The 15,023-nt window shown below is 69.0% G+C and carries 17 protein-coding genes and 1 tRNA gene; 7 read left to right on the forward strand and 11 right to left on the reverse strand.

Annotated features, from left to right (window positions below):
- Positions 1-10 precede the first annotated feature (10 nt).
- Genes DA1_RS22515 through DA1_RS22525 form a run of 3 tightly spaced genes read left to right on the forward strand, consistent with a single transcriptional unit; the run spans position 11 to position 3,200 of the window.
- Entirely contained in the window at positions 11-1,204 is a 1,194-nt protein-coding gene (locus DA1_RS22515; protein WP_034394606.1) for a VWA domain-containing protein, read from the forward strand.
- Entirely contained in the window at positions 1,201-2,889 is a 1,689-nt protein-coding gene (locus DA1_RS22520; protein ID WP_034394603.1) for an SWIM zinc finger family protein, read from the forward strand. Before DA1_RS22515 ends, DA1_RS22520 begins: the two co-directional genes overlap by 4 nt.
- Positions 2,886-3,200, forward strand: coding sequence for a hypothetical protein (locus tag DA1_RS22525; protein WP_034394600.1), 315 nt, complete (start codon positions 2,886-2,888; stop codon positions 3,198-3,200). The genes DA1_RS22520 and DA1_RS22525 overlap by 4 nt, the downstream gene beginning before the upstream one ends.
- Here the strand turns inward: DA1_RS22525 and DA1_RS22530 are convergent.
- Together DA1_RS22530 and DA1_RS22535 are read right to left on the reverse strand one after the other, a co-directional pair.
- Positions 3,185-4,012 carry an isocitrate lyase/PEP mutase family protein gene (locus tag DA1_RS22530; RefSeq protein WP_034394596.1) on the reverse strand — a complete coding sequence of 276 codons (828 nt, stop codon included), beginning with the start codon at positions 4,010-4,012 and terminating at the stop codon, positions 3,185-3,187. The genes DA1_RS22525 and DA1_RS22530 overlap by 16 nt on opposite strands.
- A 20-nt stretch (positions 4,013-4,032) precedes the next feature.
- Positions 4,033-5,202, reverse strand: coding sequence for an alpha/beta hydrolase family protein (locus DA1_RS22535; RefSeq protein ID WP_034394593.1), 1,170 nt, complete (start codon positions 5,200-5,202; stop codon positions 4,033-4,035).
- Between the two features lie 100 nt (positions 5,203-5,302).
- Between DA1_RS22535 and DA1_RS22540 the strand changes: the two genes are divergently transcribed.
- Entirely contained in the window at positions 5,303-5,629 is a 327-nt protein-coding gene (locus DA1_RS22540; RefSeq protein WP_225971107.1) for a 7(1) septoil knot domain-containing protein, read from the forward strand.
- A 38-nt stretch (positions 5,630-5,667) separates the two neighbouring features.
- Positions 5,668-6,633: a hypothetical protein gene (locus DA1_RS22545; protein WP_034394589.1), complete on the forward strand. Its 966-nt coding sequence runs from the start codon at positions 5,668-5,670 to the stop codon at positions 6,631-6,633.
- 33 nt (positions 6,634-6,666) lie between these two features.
- Here DA1_RS22545 and DA1_RS22550 read toward each other — a convergent pair whose 3' ends face one another.
- The gene (locus tag DA1_RS22550) at positions 6,667-7,161 is read right to left on the reverse strand and encodes a hypothetical protein (protein ID WP_034394588.1); all 495 of its coding nucleotides are present in this window, start codon (positions 7,159-7,161) and stop codon (positions 6,667-6,669) included.
- Between the two features lie 181 nt (positions 7,162-7,342).
- Here DA1_RS22550 and DA1_RS22555 point away from each other — a divergent pair, with 181 nt between their 5' ends.
- Positions 7,343-7,672: a hypothetical protein gene (locus tag DA1_RS22555; RefSeq protein WP_034394585.1), complete on the forward strand. Its 330-nt coding sequence runs from the start codon at positions 7,343-7,345 to the stop codon at positions 7,670-7,672.
- Positions 7,673-7,804: 132 nt separating this feature from the next.
- Here the strand turns inward: DA1_RS22555 and DA1_RS22560 are convergent, their stop codons facing one another.
- The 7 genes from DA1_RS22560 to DA1_RS22590 form a co-directional block, all read right to left on the reverse strand.
- Positions 7,805-9,028, reverse strand: coding sequence for a DUF1501 domain-containing protein (locus tag DA1_RS22560; protein WP_034398678.1), 1,224 nt, complete (start codon positions 9,026-9,028; stop codon positions 7,805-7,807).
- 5 nt (positions 9,029-9,033) lie between these two features.
- Entirely contained in the window at positions 9,034-10,404 is a 1,371-nt protein-coding gene (locus DA1_RS22565) for a DUF1800 domain-containing protein (protein WP_034394582.1), read from the reverse strand.
- Between the two features lie 57 nt (positions 10,405-10,461).
- A complete protein-coding gene (locus DA1_RS22570; RefSeq protein ID WP_034394580.1) occupies positions 10,462-11,025 on the reverse strand; it encodes a periplasmic heavy metal sensor in 564 nt (187 codons plus the stop codon).
- A complete protein-coding gene (locus tag DA1_RS22575; RefSeq protein WP_034394576.1) occupies positions 11,022-11,549 on the reverse strand; it encodes a hypothetical protein in 528 nt (175 codons plus the stop codon). The genes DA1_RS22570 and DA1_RS22575 overlap by 4 nt, the downstream gene beginning before the upstream one ends.
- A complete protein-coding gene (locus DA1_RS22580) occupies positions 11,546-12,154 on the reverse strand; it encodes an RNA polymerase sigma factor (protein ID WP_012206016.1) in 609 nt (202 codons plus the stop codon). Before DA1_RS22580 ends, DA1_RS22575 begins: the two co-directional genes overlap by 4 nt.
- A 42-nt stretch (positions 12,155-12,196) precedes the next feature.
- A complete protein-coding gene (locus DA1_RS22585; RefSeq protein WP_013802069.1) occupies positions 12,197-12,460 on the reverse strand; it encodes a hypothetical protein in 264 nt (87 codons plus the stop codon).
- 209 nt (positions 12,461-12,669) lie between these two features.
- Positions 12,670-12,743, reverse strand: a tRNA-Gly gene (locus DA1_RS22590).
- A 205-nt stretch (positions 12,744-12,948) separates the two neighbouring features.
- Here DA1_RS22590 and DA1_RS22595 point away from each other — a divergent pair.
- Complete coding sequence (locus DA1_RS22595) at positions 12,949-14,232, forward strand: tyrosine-type recombinase/integrase (RefSeq protein WP_034394573.1); 1,284 nt, start codon at positions 12,949-12,951, stop codon at positions 14,230-14,232.
- Here DA1_RS22595 and DA1_RS22600 read toward each other — a convergent pair.
- Positions 14,229-14,540, reverse strand: a complete 312-nt coding sequence (locus DA1_RS22600) for a helix-turn-helix transcriptional regulator (RefSeq protein WP_080736915.1) — start codon at positions 14,538-14,540, stop codon at positions 14,229-14,231. The two genes, DA1_RS22595 and DA1_RS22600, sit on opposite strands and share 4 nt — an antisense overlap.
- Between the last annotated feature and the right edge of the window lie 483 nt (positions 14,541-15,023).

The raw sequence follows: 15,023 nt of genomic DNA on the forward strand, positions 1-15,023 counted from the left end.
CGAGCCGCCAATGCAGGAACAGGCAATCGATGCCGCCACCCTGAGGCGCTGGCGACTCATCCTCGGGCCCGAGGCCGCCCAGCCCCTGGCTGCCGCGCAGCCGCTCGATGCCGCCGATGCGCGCCGCGACGCGGCACTGGACTATCTCTACCAGCGCGAGCACCGCCTGCGCGAGCAGGCGAACACCTCGGGCACCGATGCGTGGCAGGGCACGGGCGGGCTATCCGCGCGCCAGGGCGGCAGCGGCGTGCCCGAGCCCCAGGCTGTGCACTGGCTGGGCGAGGTGCGCGATCTGTTCCCGCGCAGCGCCGTGGAAACGCTGCAGCGCGATGCGCTGTCGCGCTATGGGCTCCATGGCCTGCTCAGTGATCCCCAGGTCCTGGCCGAGGCCGCGCCCAGCATCGAACTGGTGGCCGCCTTGATGGCGGTGCGCACCAGCCTGCCCCCCGAGGTGCTGGCCGAGGCCCGCCGGTTGGTGGCGCGCGTGGTGGCCGATCTGCAGGCGCGGCTGTCCTCGCGCGTGCACTCGGCCCTGGGGCGGCGGCGCAGGCGCCGCAGTAGCCGGGGCCAGGGGCAGATGAGCGATCTGGACTGGCCGCGCACCCTGCGCCACAACCTGCGCCACTACCAGAGCGAGGAGCAGGTGCTGGTGCTGGAGCGCCTGTTCTTCAGGGAGAACGAAGCACAGCGCCTGACCTGGGACCTGTGGCTGGTGGTGGACCAGAGCGGGTCCATGCATGAATCCGTCATCCACAGCGCCGTCATGGGCAGCATCTTTGCGCGCGTGCGCGCCCTGCGCACCCATGTGCTGCTGTTCTCCGATGCCGTGGCCGATGTCACCGGCCAGCTGCATGCGCCCGAAGAGCTGCTGCTGGGCGCGCAACTGGGCGGAGGCACCAACATCGGCGCGGCACTGGCGCATGTGGCCGGGCAGTTGGCCGCGCCGCGCCGCAGCGTGATCGTGCTGATCACCGACCTGTACGAAGGCCATGACGAGGCCCGCGTCATCGCCGAGACCGAGCGGCTGGTTGCCAGTGGTGCCCGCGTGCTGGTGCTGGCTGCGCTGGACCGCCGCGCCCACCCCGACTATGACCGCGACCTGGCCGCGCAGCTGGTGGCGCGCGGCGCCCAGGTTGCCGCCATGACGCCCGACCATCTGGTGGATTGGCTGGCCCGTGCCATGCAGGGAGGGCAGCCTTCATGATGCAGGAATGGCTGCGCACCCTGGACGATGACGCCATTGCCGACTGGGCCAACAAGGGCCTGCTCAAGCGCGGGGCCAAGGCCCTGGCGGCGGTGGATGCGGGGCAGTGGGAGCTGGCGGCCAACCAGGCCCGCGCCGGCATCGAAGGCCATGTCCAGACCCTGGCCGGCGCGGGCTTTGCCACGCTGCAATGCAGCTGCCCCGCCTTTGGCCCCTGCCACCATCTGTGCGCCTTGCTGCTGGGCCTGCGGGCGCGGCTGGCCCACGAGACCCCGGCCGATGGCATGGCCCAGGCGCCCGCTGCCCCGTGGCTCGACGGCGATGCCGGCGCGGTGGCCCAGGCCTTTGGAATGGCCGCCCAGCGCAAGGCCTTGCGCTGGATGGCCCAGGGCTTCGAGGCGGTGCTGGAAGAGGCCCCGGCCACCCTGATCGGCGAACTGTCCAACCCCGACGAAGTCACCGTGCGCCTGCCGCGCGCCGGTGGCCTGGCGGCGGCCAGTTGCAGCTGCAAGGCAGCGGCCTGCGCCCACCGCGCCCTGGTGGCATTGCAGGCCCGGCGCCTGGCGGGCGCACCCATGCCGGAGCTGCCGGCGCAGGCGCTGGAAGCCGGCGCACTGCAGCGGCTGGCCCAGGCGCGCCAATGGCTGACCGGCTGGGTGCTGCAGGGCCGTGCAGGCATGAGCCCGGCCTTCCTCGACCAGGGCGAGGCACTGGCCACCGAACTGCGCCAGGCCGACCTGCCGCGCCCCGCCAGCGTGCTCAACCTGCTGGTACGCGCCTTGCGTGACGAGCGCGCAGGGCGTGCCGGTGCGGCCGAACGCGTGGCGCCCTTGCTGGCCGCGCTGTGGATGCTGCTGCGCGGCCTGGCGCAACAGCCCATGCCACGGCCCCTGAGCGAACTGGCGGGCGTGCACAGGCGCAGCTACCGGCGCGTGCAAGGCCTTTGCCTGCACGCCGTGGCAGCCGAGCTATGGCATGCGCGCGGCGGGCAGCGCGGGTTTTCCGTGCATTTGCAGGACGCGGCCAGCGGTCGGTATCTGACCTGGTCCGCATCGCGCGCCGAAGGCTTCGACCCGGAGTGGGAACCAGCCGGGGCGCTGGACTCGGAAACCCTGGGCGGCCTCACCGCAAGGCAGCTGCTGCAAGGCCCCCATGTGCTGCTGGACGGCTGGGCCAGCGACGATGGCCGCCTGTCGGCGCGCGACGCCACGCGGCTGGCACCGGCCCAGGCGACCGGCCCGCTGCCGATCCAGGTGACCAGCCCGCTGCCGGTGGCCGACGATCCCCAGGCCCTGCTGCAGCGCCATCTGCAGGAGCTGCATGCCGACCCCTGGCGCCTGCAGCCGCCTCTTTGGGCACGGCTGCAGGTGGCCGGCAGCGGCCTGGCGCAGCGTGACGAGCTGCTGCAGCGCTGGACGATTGCATTGCGGTCGCCGGTGCCCGGGCCTTCCCTGTCCCTGGTGGGCGATCTGCACGGCATGCAGGGCAGGGCGGGTGAGGCATTGCGCAGGGAACTGGCGCGCGGCCGCGTGCTGCGGGAAGTCTTTGGCCGCGTGGAATTCGTGGCAGGGCAGCTGCAGATTGCCGTGGCTTCCGTGCGCTGGCGGGACAGCGCGCACTGGCACCATCCCAGCACGGCCTGGCCGCCGCCGCTTGCCGAAGTCGGTGTGGAGAAGGCTCCATGAGCAGTTCAATCAAAGCAAGCAACGAGAGCACCACCGCGCCGCTGCGCCATTGGCTGGCACAAGGCCAGGCCTGGCTGGCCGACATGCAGGCCGCAGGCCTGGCGGGTGCCGGCGCACCGCTGCTGGCCGCAGGCCGGGCCTGGGCCGACGAGGGCGCGCTGCTGGGCTGGGGCGCCCTGGCAAGGCAGATGGACGGCGTGCTGGACCCGCAGCTGCCGCCGGCGGAGCGCGCGGCCGCCCTGCTCGATATCGCGGTCTGGGTCATGACCGCGCAGCGGCTGCAGGCCGGTGCGGATCAGTCCTTGCCCTGAAAAAAGCCATTGAGTTCGGCGCCCGGCGTGGCCTGGGCGAACGCGTCGAAGCGCCCCGTCTCGGCAATGGAGCGCGCCGCATGCAGAAACCCGCTCCAGGCTGCGCGCGCCAGTGCGCCGCCCACGCTGATGCGGCGCACGCCCATGGCCTCGGCATCCTGCAGGCTCCATTCGCTGGCCCCTCCGATCAGCAGATTCACCGGCTTGGGTGCCACGGCCGCCACCACGGCACGGATCTGCTCGGCGCTGCGGATGCCGGGTGCGTACAGGCAGTCCGCGCCGGCCTCGGCATAGGCCTTGAGCCGGGCAATGGTGTCGTCCAGATCGGGCCGGCCCACGAAGAAATTCTCCGCACGCCCGACCAACAAAGTGCCGCCACCGGCCTCGTCGATGGCTGCACGGGCGGCGCGCAGCCGGGCCACGGCTTCCTCGATGCTGCGCAAGGGGTTGGCTGCATCGCCTGTCGAGTCTTCGATGGACAGGCCCGCCACGCCGGTGTCCACGGCCATGCGCACGCTTTCGGCAACCTCCTGCGGGCCCAGGCCGAAGCCGCTTTCAAAGTCCGCATTCACGGGCAGATCGGTGGCCGCGACCAGGCTGCGCAGATGCTCCAGCGTCATCTCGCGGGAGATGGCGCCATCGGGCTGGCCCAGCGACCAGGCATGGCCTGAGCTGGTGCTGGCCAGCGCCTTGAAGCCCAGGCCCTGCAGCATGCGGGCGCTGCCCGCATCCCAGGGATTGGGCAGCACAAAGCAGCCCTGGCGGTGCAGGGCGTGGAAGGTGGCGCGCTTTTGTTCGGTGGTGGGGGTCATGGGGGCACTCCGTTGCGGGGTCAGGGCGCTGGTGGAAACAGCAGGGGCCGCGCGGCCAGGGACGGCAGCACGCAAGCCACATCATGGGCGCAGTCCGGCACCACGACGAAGCGGCGTGGCCGCTGCGGCGCCAGCAGCTCGCGCTCGTAGGCCGCGAAGGCGTGGCCTCGCTGCAGCCGGAACGGGCCTTGCAGCATGGCGGCACAGGACTTGTCGAGGATGGGATAGAACGCGCCCTTGTCCGCGCTGCTGTCCAGGGCGCCTTCCAGGTAGTCGATCTGCGCGGCCGCATAGCGGGCCCGCGCGGCAGCCGCATCGCGCCCCAGGTGGCCGGGCAGGTCCTGCAGGCCGTACTTCCAGCGGTCATGGCCCGGGCAGGCGCTGGCGGCGGGCGGCGCATGGAAGACATAGCTGCACGCCCCCGGAAACGCCGCGCCTGTGCCGCAGGCTGCCCAGTCGGTGCTCTGCCCGGCCATCTGCGGCTGTGGCCGCACGGGATCGAAGTACAGCCAGGTACCCGGGTCGGCGATCACGTAGCGCAAGGTGACTGTGCCCGGCGCGTCGGCAGCAAAGGCCACGCTGTGCTGCAGCATCTGCGCCCCTGCCGAAAACCCCGCCAGGGTCACGCTGCGCAGGCCGGGCCAGCGCTGCACGAGCTCGGCCACCAGCGCATCCAGCGCGGCGAAAGAACCTATCGGATGCGGCCCCAGCGAGGGCTCGCCGGCCAGCCAGCCCGCGCAGGTCCATACCGCGTCTGCGTTCCCGGCTGCGGGCACGCCACGGCTGTGGCAATGCGCAGCCTGGTCCTCGGGCACCTGGTACAGCGGGGCGATGACCAGGGTGTCCTGCAGCCGCTGCGCGCCTTCGGCGGCCCGCAGGCCGGCCTCGAAGCTGCGGTTGGCATCGCGCGGATGCCCGTGCATCACCACCAGCGCGGACCGGGGCATGGCGCCGTTGCTGGCGCCCGGCGCCTGCGATGCGTAGTAGCGCATGCGCCCCGCGTTGCCGGGCAGGTTGAAGGATTGCAGGCAGGCGGTGTCGGCCCGGTGCCTGCAAACGGAAGCATCGGCGGAAGCATCGGCGGACACAGCCGCGGGGACAGGTTCGGGAGCTGTCGCTTGCGCCAGCGCCTCGACCGAGATCGCCAGAAACAGCAAAAGCAGGGGGCGCAGAGGACGGATGGACGGCATTTGCGGGACGTCATTCGCAGGGGTGGGTCGGCCTGCTAGTATGCGGGCGGCCGCAAGCCATGGCCTGGCTTGTTTCTCAAGACCCACTCCCTTGTCGCATATGCCACTTCTGCCGCGTTTCAGCCTTGTCCTTGCCTGTCTCGCACTGCCGGCCTTCGTTCACGCCGCAGACTTCGACAAGAAAAACTGCACCTACAAAGGCATCCGCCTCTACGGCAAGGTCCAGATCGTGCACTCCTTTCCCGACATCAAGGTCCAGGCCACCAGCTCTTTCCCGGACCTCAAGGTCAAGGTGGTGGACTCCTTTGCAGACAGTTGCGGAGAGTGGAAGATCGTCACCTCCTTCCCCGACTTCAAGGTCCAGATGGTCAGTTCCTTCCCGGACCTGAAAGTCGACATGGGCAGCTCGTCGCCCGGCGTGCGATAGCCGCCTGGCGCTGTCCAGCATTGCCCCATCGCAGCACCGTGACCTCCTCCACACCCGACGAATTCGAAGCCCTGCACGACCAGGCCTATGCCGACATGGGATGCGGCGCGCTGGCCGAGGCCGCCCAGGCCTTCGAGGCGCTGGCAGCCCACATGCCGGACAACCGCCACTACCACTACATGCTGGGGCTTGCGCGCAAGTACCAGCGCGATTGGCAGCCATCGCTGGAGCACAACCTGCGCGCCATTGCACTGGCGGGCGAAGACGACGAAGCCAGCCTCTGGAATGGCGCCATCGCGGCCACGGCGCTGTCCGACTGGACCACGGCGCGCAGGCTGTGGAAGGCCTGCGGCATCCAGGTGCCTGGCGAGCAGGGCCCCATCGAGGGTGACTACGGCGTGGCCGTGGTGCGCCTGCACCCCTGGCAGGGCGGCGAGACCGTGTTCATGCGCCGCATCGACCCCGTGCGCGCCCAGTTGCTCAACGTGCCGCTGCCCGAAAGCGGCCATCGTTTCGGCGACATCGTGCTGCACGACGGCGCCTCCACCGGCCAACGGTTCAACGGCCAGCGCGAAGTGCCGGTCTTCAACGAGCTGCAGCGGCTGGCGCCCTCGGCATTCCAGACCTTCGTGGTCTTCATCACCTGCGCCAATGCGCAGGACTTGCAGGAATTGCTGGGTACCGAAGCCCCGGGCATCGGCTATGCCGAGGACTGGACGGCCAGCATCCGCCACTACTGCATGCGCTGCAGCTATGGCACGCCCCACCAGCATGCCGAGGCAGCTTCGCCACCCGAGGGTGAACCGTCCTGGCAGACCGATCGCAACCTGGGCATCGCCGCAGTGGACCGCGCCGCCGTCGATGCCTTGCTCAACGCATGGCAAGCCGGTGGCGCCGGGCGCCGTATCGACGCAGTGCAGACCCGCGAACTGCCCGTGCCCGACGAGGAAGAAAGCTGGGCCTGGTGGGTAGGGCCCGAGGGCGCGGAGGATGAGGCGCCGTAGCTGAGCAATGCGAGCGAGCATGGCCCGCATCGATCACCGACCCTGTGCGCTGGCCCCCTCAAGTCCGGGCGCGTGAAGCCGGACCCTGAAGCCTTCCGACACGCTGTAGCGAGGGATGCCGTGCCCCTCATACCGCCGCATCAGGCCAAGAAAGCGGTGCTTGAGCTGCATGGCCGCGCTGAACTCTTCCCAGGCGATCAGCGCACAGGGTGAATCGCCGTAGGTACTGCAGATGCGCACCTGGCGCTGGTCCTGCTCCATCTGCGCCCAGCCGTCCTCACGCAGGCTGACGGCGCGCACCTGAGGATTGCGCAGATCCAGAAGCGCGGCGAGATAGGGCAGGTCCAGGTCGTTGAGCCAGTGGTAGTTGAAGAAGTGGTGCATCACGTCCAGTGCATCGGGCGAGCCCCTGGCTTCGAGATCCATGTGCATCCGTGCGATGCAATTGCAGACGCTCATGCCCCGCACGCGCACGGCGCTCAGCTGGATGTCTTCGGTGGTGTTCTCGCAAGAGAGGGTGTGCAGCATGCTGTCTGGTGAGGTGGGACGGATACGGTGCTTGCCAATGTAGCGTGCGCGGCCCCGGATGGACGATGGACTTGCTTGATCCGCGACGGATTGGCCTTGGCCGTGCGTTGAAGTGATGTGGCAAGCCGGCATCGGCTTTCTGCAAGCAACGTCCGTCCACATCCTTTCAAGAAGAAACACCATGTCCCTGCGCAAAGCCTTCATGCTCGTCATTGCCACTGCTTCGTTGGCCGGCCTCGGCAGCGCCGCATCCGCCGCCACCTGGGACCAGGCCCATCCGCGCCGTGCCGAGGTCAACGGCCGCCTGGCCAACCAGGACCGCCGTATCCACAACGAAGTGCGCAAGGGCGAGATCAGCCATGGCCAGGCGGCTGCGCTGCACCAGCAGGACCACAGGATCCGCCAGGAAGAACGCCTCATGGCCAGCCAGAACGGCGGTCATATCACGCGCAGCGAGCAGCATGTGCTGAATCAGCAGGAGAACCAGGTCAGCCGTGAGATCGGCCACTGAGCAGGCGCTGAGCGGCCACTGAGCAGCCACTGCGCGGCCGCCGGTCAGATATCGCCAGATCTTGCGCACATGACACAAGGGCCGGCCGCCTTGAGGCGCCGGCCCTTTTTCATGTTGGCGTGGGGCCCGCGTTCAGGCTCTCAGCAATGGCGGCAGCGACCGCGCCGGGGCACCGCCTGGCAGGACATGGCCTTGGGGGAACAGGTTGCGCGCCAGCCGCTGCGGGTCGATGCCGAAGCATTCGCCGGCTGCCGAGGCAATCAGCGCATCGACGCTGGTGGTCGGTTTCAGGTCCCGGTTCTCCAATAGCTGGCCGGGCTGCAGGCCAGGCCAGTCGGCCAGCACGCGGCCGCCCTGAACCGCGCCGCCCATCAGCATGGCGACGGCGCCTGTTCCGTGGTCGGTGCCACCGGTGCCGTTGGCCGCAGCCGTGCGGCCGAACTCGGTGGCCACCAGCACCACGGTCTGCGACCAGGCATCGCCGAGGCCGTCATGCAGCGCCGCAATCAGTGCATCGAGGTTCTTGAGCTGGGCTGCCAGCCGATTGTTTTGTGCACTGTGCGTGTCCCAGCCGCCGGTTTCGATCATGGCGATGCGCAGCCCGTCCTGGCGGGCAAGAAAGCCGGCTGCCAGCTTGCCCAGGCTGGCGCCATCCAGGCGCGGCCGGTTGTTGCCACCGTCCATGGCCACGCCGCGCGTGTCCATGGCGGAAGTCCAGAGAGCATGCAGCTGCGCATCGCCCTCGTAGAGCCTGGCCACGCGCAGCAGCAGGTCGTCACTGGCCTGGGGCAGGGAGGAAGGCGCGTAGGAGGCCACTTGCGCCGGCCCGCGCAGCGCCATGGGCACGGTGGGCGCGAAGGCAATGGCCTCTTCCCGGTGCGGCAACTGGGCGACCAGGCGGTTGAGCCAGCCGTCCTTGACCTGGTAGGGCGCGCTGCCTCCGGTTTCCAGCACGTTCTGGCCGTCGAAATGCGAGCGGTCACTGTAGGGCGATGCGACCGCGTGCACGAACAGCGCCTGGCCCTGGGCGTAGAGCCTGCCGGTCTCGGCCAATGAGGGATGCAGCGCGAACATGCCGTCCAGCCGCGTGGCCGCAGCCGTGTCCACGGCGATGGCGCCGCGCAGCCGGGCGTAGCCGGGGTCGGCATAGGGAATCAGGGTCTCCAGCCCGTCGGCCGCGCCGCGCTGGATGATGAATACGAAGCGGCGCTCGGTGGCTGCACGCGCCAGCGCCAGGTGGGGCGCGGCCAGTGCCAGCCCGGTGCCTGCGGCCAGCAGGCCCAGGAAATGTCGGCGATTGCGCCTGGCCATCGTGCTGGGCGCGATGTTCGTGGCGGTCGTATGGATCGTGGTCATGGTGTTCACCTGCGCAGGAAGTCGGGCGAGACCAGCAGCAGCGCGAGTGCGCCGCTGCCGCTTTCGGATCGGGCAATGGCCTCGGCCGTGCCCGCGCCCAGTGCATCGCCGGGCAGCAATCGGGGTGCCAGCGCGCGCGCATCGACGCTGTTGCCGGCCTGGGCTGCGAGCCGCTGCGCCAGCTCGACACGGCGCACCAGCGCATCGGGCGCAGCCCAGCTGGCGGCGATGTCGTCGTAGCCGGCCGGCGAGCCGGGGCGCCACACCGGCTGGCCGAGCTGGTTGAGCAGGCCGGCGGCCTGAGCACCCTTCAACTCGCGCCGGCCCAGTGCACGCATTGAGGAGACGGCCCATTCCCAGGGGGTCTTGAACTTCGTGGCTGGTGCGGCCCAGGGTTCTGGCGAATCGATCAGCGTGCGGTAGACGGCTGGCAGGTCCCCGCCGCTGCGCTGGTAGGCGGCCGCAAGGCGCTGCACCAGCGCGGGCGGCGGATCGTCGGCGACGAAGTGCCGTGCCAGCTTGGTCGCGACATGGAGCGCGGTAGCGGGGGAGGCCGCCAGGTCGCGCAGGATGGCCAGCGCCTGCTCCTGCCCGCCTGCGGCATAGCTGCGGCCCAGCAGGCGGCGCGGTCCGGGCTCGTGCAATGCAGGTCGGTACTGGAAACCGGCGCTGGCGGCCGGGCTGCCTGCGTCATTGCCCAGGCTCCAGCCGGTGAGCGCGCGGGCGAACTCGGTCACGTCCTGCTGGGTGTAGCCGCTGCGCACGCCCAGGGTGTGCAGCTCCATGATTTCCCGCGCCAGGTTTTCGTTCAGGCCGCGTGTCTTGTCCGGGTTGCGCCGGGCGGCGCGCTGTGCAGCGGGGCTGGCGGGTCCCACCGACTGGGCCTGGTCCAGATAGACCAGCATGGCCGGGTGGCGCACGGCGGCAAGCAGCAGGTCCTCGAATCGGCCCAGCACGTGCGGGCGTATGGCCTCGGCCTCGTAGGCGCCGGCCAGGTCGAGCACCACGGGCTTTTCCACCGAGACCGCGAAGTGGTTCGACCAGAAATGCACCAGGCGTTCCACAAACGGCGCGGGTGTGTCGATGGCGCTGGCCAGGCGCGCGTTCACTGCGTCCAGGTAGCCGTTGCGTGCGCCACGGCGCAACTGCTGGCGGGCGGCGGCGCGCTGGTCTTCAGGCAGGCTGCGCAGCTCGCGCTGCCGGGACTGGTAGTCGGACAGCAGCGCGTCCGTGTCCGCGTGACCGGCCCAGGCAGGGGGCTGTGGCTGGTAGCGCGCGAACTGGTCCAGCAGCCAGCGCTGCGGGTCGGCGGGCAGTGCGTCGTCAGGGCGGGCACCCAGGCCGAAGCGGTTCAGGGCGATGGCGGCAGAATTCATGGATTCACCTCGAAAAATCGCGGGCGTGGCGGGCGTGGCGGGCGTGTCCTGTGCTCCTCAGCGCCTGGCCGGGGGTGCGGGCACATGGAAGGGGCCTTGCTGCGCTGCCAGCCCCTGCACCAGTGTCTGTCGCTCGGCCGGCGTGAGCTGGGCCGCGAAGTCGACCACGTGCGCCTCCACGCGCTCGCGCACCGCCGTGTCGGCGGCCCGGGTGCGTGCCAATGCAGCCTCGACGGCAGCGCGATCGAACTGCGGCGCAGCCAGCAGTCGAACCACCTCGGCGCGGCCTTCGCGGCTGCCTTGGGTCAGCGCAGCAGCCTCGCGCCGCACTTCACGCAGTCCTGTGCGGAAGGCCTGGCGCCGCTCGGGCGGCAGGCCGTCTGCGGCAAAGCGCAGTCCGCGCGCAGTGGCCGGGGAGCTGCCTGCCGGTGCTCCGGTGGGTGTTCCTGTCTGCGTGGATGTGGCTACCGACCTGGCCTCGGCCTGGTGCGCCCACCAGCGCCAGGTGCCACCGGCAATGCCGCCCACCAGAAACAGATTCAGCAGGGCAGAGGCCCACAGCCAGCGGCGCAGGTGCGTCGTGCGGGGGGCATCGCCGATGGGGGATTCGTTCATCGTCATTCCTCGCTTCCTTCCACCAAGGCGCCGCCCGTGTCGAAGGCGGTGCCCGGCCACCAGCCGCCTTCGGACTGTGCCGGCCGGGCCGTGGGCAAGGCCGTGCCTATCAGCAAGGCCACGGCCAGGGCGCCTGCGGCCACACCGGCCAGGCCCGCACCGGCGATACTGGCGCCGGACCACCAGCCATGCCAGGGCTTGCGGCCGCTGGCACGCACCGGCCGTGCGGGCGAGGTACCACGGGGCTGCGGCCATGCATGCGGCGATGGTTGGCCTGGCGCAGTCGCCATGCCTGGGCGCGCTTGCAAGCCGGCCAGCACTGCGCTTGCCAGCGCTGCGCTGGGGGGCGCGACGGCATGGCTGCCCAGCAGCGTGTCGAGTTCATTTGCACGGGCGAGCACGGCCCGGGCCGCAGGCGCAAAGGCCGGCTGTTCCATCAGCGCGTGTGCCGCAGCCTGCTCCTGGGCCGGCCAGCGCCGCAGGTCGGCGCCCCAGGCGTCGGCCAATTGTTCAAAGCGTTCTGGCGTCATGGCGGTGATCCTCCAGGGTCTGCGGGTGCAGCGATTGCGCTCGTGCTTGCGTCCTGCAGGCGGGCGCGCAAGCTGCGCCGCGCACGGGCCAGCAGGCTTTCCAGGGCATCCACGGAGACGCCCATGAGTGCTGCCGCCTCGGCCTGGGGCAGCGCCTGGTAGTAGTGCAGCACCAGCGCCTCGCGCTGGCGCGGCGGCAGTGCATCCAGGGCAGCGGCGACCCGGGCGCTGTGCTGCGCGTGGTCCAGCTGCTGCTCCGGTGTGGGGCCGGGGTCGGCGAACGCGGCGGCTTCGGCGTGCTCGTCCAGCGCTTCTTCGCGCCGCACCGCGCGCCGGCGGAGCCGGTCGCGGCACAGGTTGAGCACCACCTCATGCAGCCAGGTGTCAAAGCGGGCCTGGCCCGGCCGCCAGTGGCCCACCTGCTGCCAGGCGCGCACCAGGCCTTCCTGCGCCACCTCTTCAGCCTCTGCCCGGTTGCCCAGCAGGCGCTGGGCCAGACCCAGCAGGCGTGGCAGCTTGCGCTCCACCAGTTCGCGGGCGGCCTGCGGCTCACCGCGGGCCAGTCTCGCCAGCAGGTCGGCATCCGGGTCATCGATTTCAGCCAAAGGGCATCGGTGTAGTGGCGGGGTCAGCCAGTGTCGCGCGGCTCAACGCCAGCCGCGATGCCAGCCGTAGACCGGATGGTGCCAGCCCCAGCCGTAGCGCGGGTGGTATTGCCACACGAAGCCGACGCTGGGCATCGGATAGGCAGGCGCCACATAGGCGACGCCCGGCGGCACCACATAGGGCCCGGGCGCCACGGGCGCAACAGGCGCTACCACGCAGCCGGCCAGCGCGGCCAGGCTGCCGGCGGCAAGCGCCAGCGCAAGCGGACGGACAGCGCGGCGAACAGTCAAACGGAATGAGGACATGAAAGACTCCTGCATCGGCCACATCAGGCGGCCTTATTGCGTTCAACGCGCGGGCAGCACGGATCCGTCGCGGGGGAGCGAAAAAATGTCGCGGAGAAAAGCGGGGGAGAGGTCGGAGGCGGGAGAGATCGGGCCCGCGCGGAAGGCGGTCCGTGGGATATCAGTGGCGGATGTGTATCCGGGACTGATGGACTTTGCTCCAGGAAATCTGGAGCGGGCGAAGGGAATCGAACCCTCATCATGAGCTTGGGAAGCTCAGGTCCTGCCATTGAACGACGCCCGCTTTGGCTAAGTTATTGTCAAAGCACGAATTTCTTTGCTAAGTGCTTGCCGCTATTCAGAATTTCACGCCCTGCTTGCCGCAGAACTTCATCTTAGCACCCAGCGAAATCTATCTACACTTAGGACTTTGGCGTAGGTTCTGGCGTAGGTTTTGCTCCCTACGCCTTTGGCAATCAAACCTACGCCATGACTCTGAGGGGATTCTAGTGCTATTCGATTCGCGGTCTGCAAAGCAGCTTCAGCCAGGCTCGCACCTGCTCGTGCAGGGATGCGATGGATTGCGATTGGTCGCGTCCCAATCGCGCAAGACATGGACCTATCGGTACAAAGACTCTGCTGGTCTCATGAAGCAGGTGAGGCTCGGCCATTGGCCGGAGATGTCGCTGGCGGAGGCCGTCTCAGCTTGGGGAGAAAAGCGCGACGGGCGTAGCGCAGGAGTTGATCCGGTCACTTCCCGTCGCAAGGCAGCACTGGCCAAGCATGGCCCTGCCGTGTCGTCTACGGTGCGTGCGCTGCTGGAAGGCTTCCGCGATCACCTGGCGGGCCTGCGTCAAGCCGAGGGCGCGGCCCGGGCGTGGAGCGCTCTGGAGCGAATGCTGGATGAGGAGCCGGAGCTTGCGAGGACGGCGCCGCGTGACGTGACCCGCGCCCAGGCCTACGACGTGCTCGACAAGCGGCGAGACCTTCCTGCGGCAGCCAAGAAGCTACGGGCACTGCTGGGGCAGGCTTGGGACTGGGGGCTCGATGCAGGGAAGATTGATGGCGCGGCGCCGAACTGGTGGCGTAGCCTTCTCAAAGGCCAACTGCGTTCAAAGGGAAAAATAGTCGGTGGGGAGCATGTGGGGTTTCGGCGCCGGGTGCTGTCCCAGGCGGAGCTGCGCAAGCTCCTGCCGTGGGCCCGGGCCAATATGTCGCAGAGCGCGCTGGATGGGCTGCTGCTGTACCTCTACACCGGCATGCGGGGTGTCGAGATTTTTGCATTGCGCACTGAGTACGTGTCGCAGGAGGAGGATGGCTGGTGGATCACGTTCCCCGCCCACCTGCTCAAGATGGAACGGGATGCAGACACTGTGGACCACCGTGTTCCGCTGTTCGGTGAGGCGCTTGAGATCGTGCAACGCCGCGTGGCCGGAGCCTGGGACGGATGGCTGTTCTTCACGGGCCGGGGTGGGAAGTTCCGGCCGTACCACCGCAACACGTTCTCCAGCTACGTCTATTCGTTGATGCCGGAGTCCGCCAAGGCCAAGAGGCGTGCCGGTGATGGGCTGATCTGCCCTGTGGTGGATTGGTCGCCCCACGCACTGCGGCGCACGGCGCGCACGCTGCTCAGCGCCATTGATTGCCCGGAGGATGTGGGCGAGGCCATCATCGGCCACAAACCCGGGGTCATGGTGGCCAGCTACAACCTCCACACCTTCGATGCCCAGAAGCAGGTCTGGGTGAAGAGGCTGTACCAGACCGTGCGCAAGCTTGAGGGTCTGCCTGCTTAGCCAGGCGGTGAGGCGGACTTGCCAGGTTTCCCTGCGCGGCCGTAGCCGCTGTCTGGCGCCGGCAGGCACTCGGACGGTGGCCGCGACATCACCCAGGCCTCCACCTCTGCAACGATGAAGCCCACGCGGCGCGCACTGAGCTGCCGAGGCCTGGGGAAATCGCCGGTCTGCACCAGCTTTTGTATCTGCGACTCGGACAGATCCACTGCCCGTGCTGCCTCTTGAAGGCTGATCGAAATAGGGCGCATCGTCACGATGGCCAGTGCATCGCCACCGCTGGCAGCTTCGATTTTTTCTTTCTTGGTCATGGCGTGTTCCTCGCGTGCCTGCGGTTGGTGCCAGGCGTGAAAAGGCCCGCGGGTGCGGGCCAGGTGATTGGTTCGTCGTCGGGTTGTGGCGCGCGCTTGTCGCGCCACTCCTTGTGCTTCTTGCTGGCCATGGTCATGCCTACTTGGCCCTGATACCTGCATCCGCTTCGTAAAGCGTCTCGGCTACTTCGAGCAGGCGCACAGTGTCAGGTGGGCTGCGTTTCGTTGGCGATGAGTTGCTCATTAGGTCGCCTTCCGCACAGACAGGGCGCTCGGGTGCGAAGTAAGGTGCCCAGGCCGCACACCATTTGCATAGTGTTTTTGTCCCAGACGCATGCTCGGCATGCTTTTCGCGGTCTCTTGTAGGTAGCAAGTGGGTGACGGTCCCGAGGATTTTTATGACTCGAATGCCTGCGCCACCACCAGCGCTGTTCTCCAGACTTGTGGGCAACGACTCGGAGGTGTGGATAGTTCGTGGCCTTT

This window comes from Delftia acidovorans NBRC 14950, from assembly GCF_001598795.1.
In the GTDB taxonomy this organism is placed as follows: domain Bacteria; phylum Pseudomonadota; class Gammaproteobacteria; order Burkholderiales; family Burkholderiaceae_C; genus Comamonas; species Comamonas acidovorans.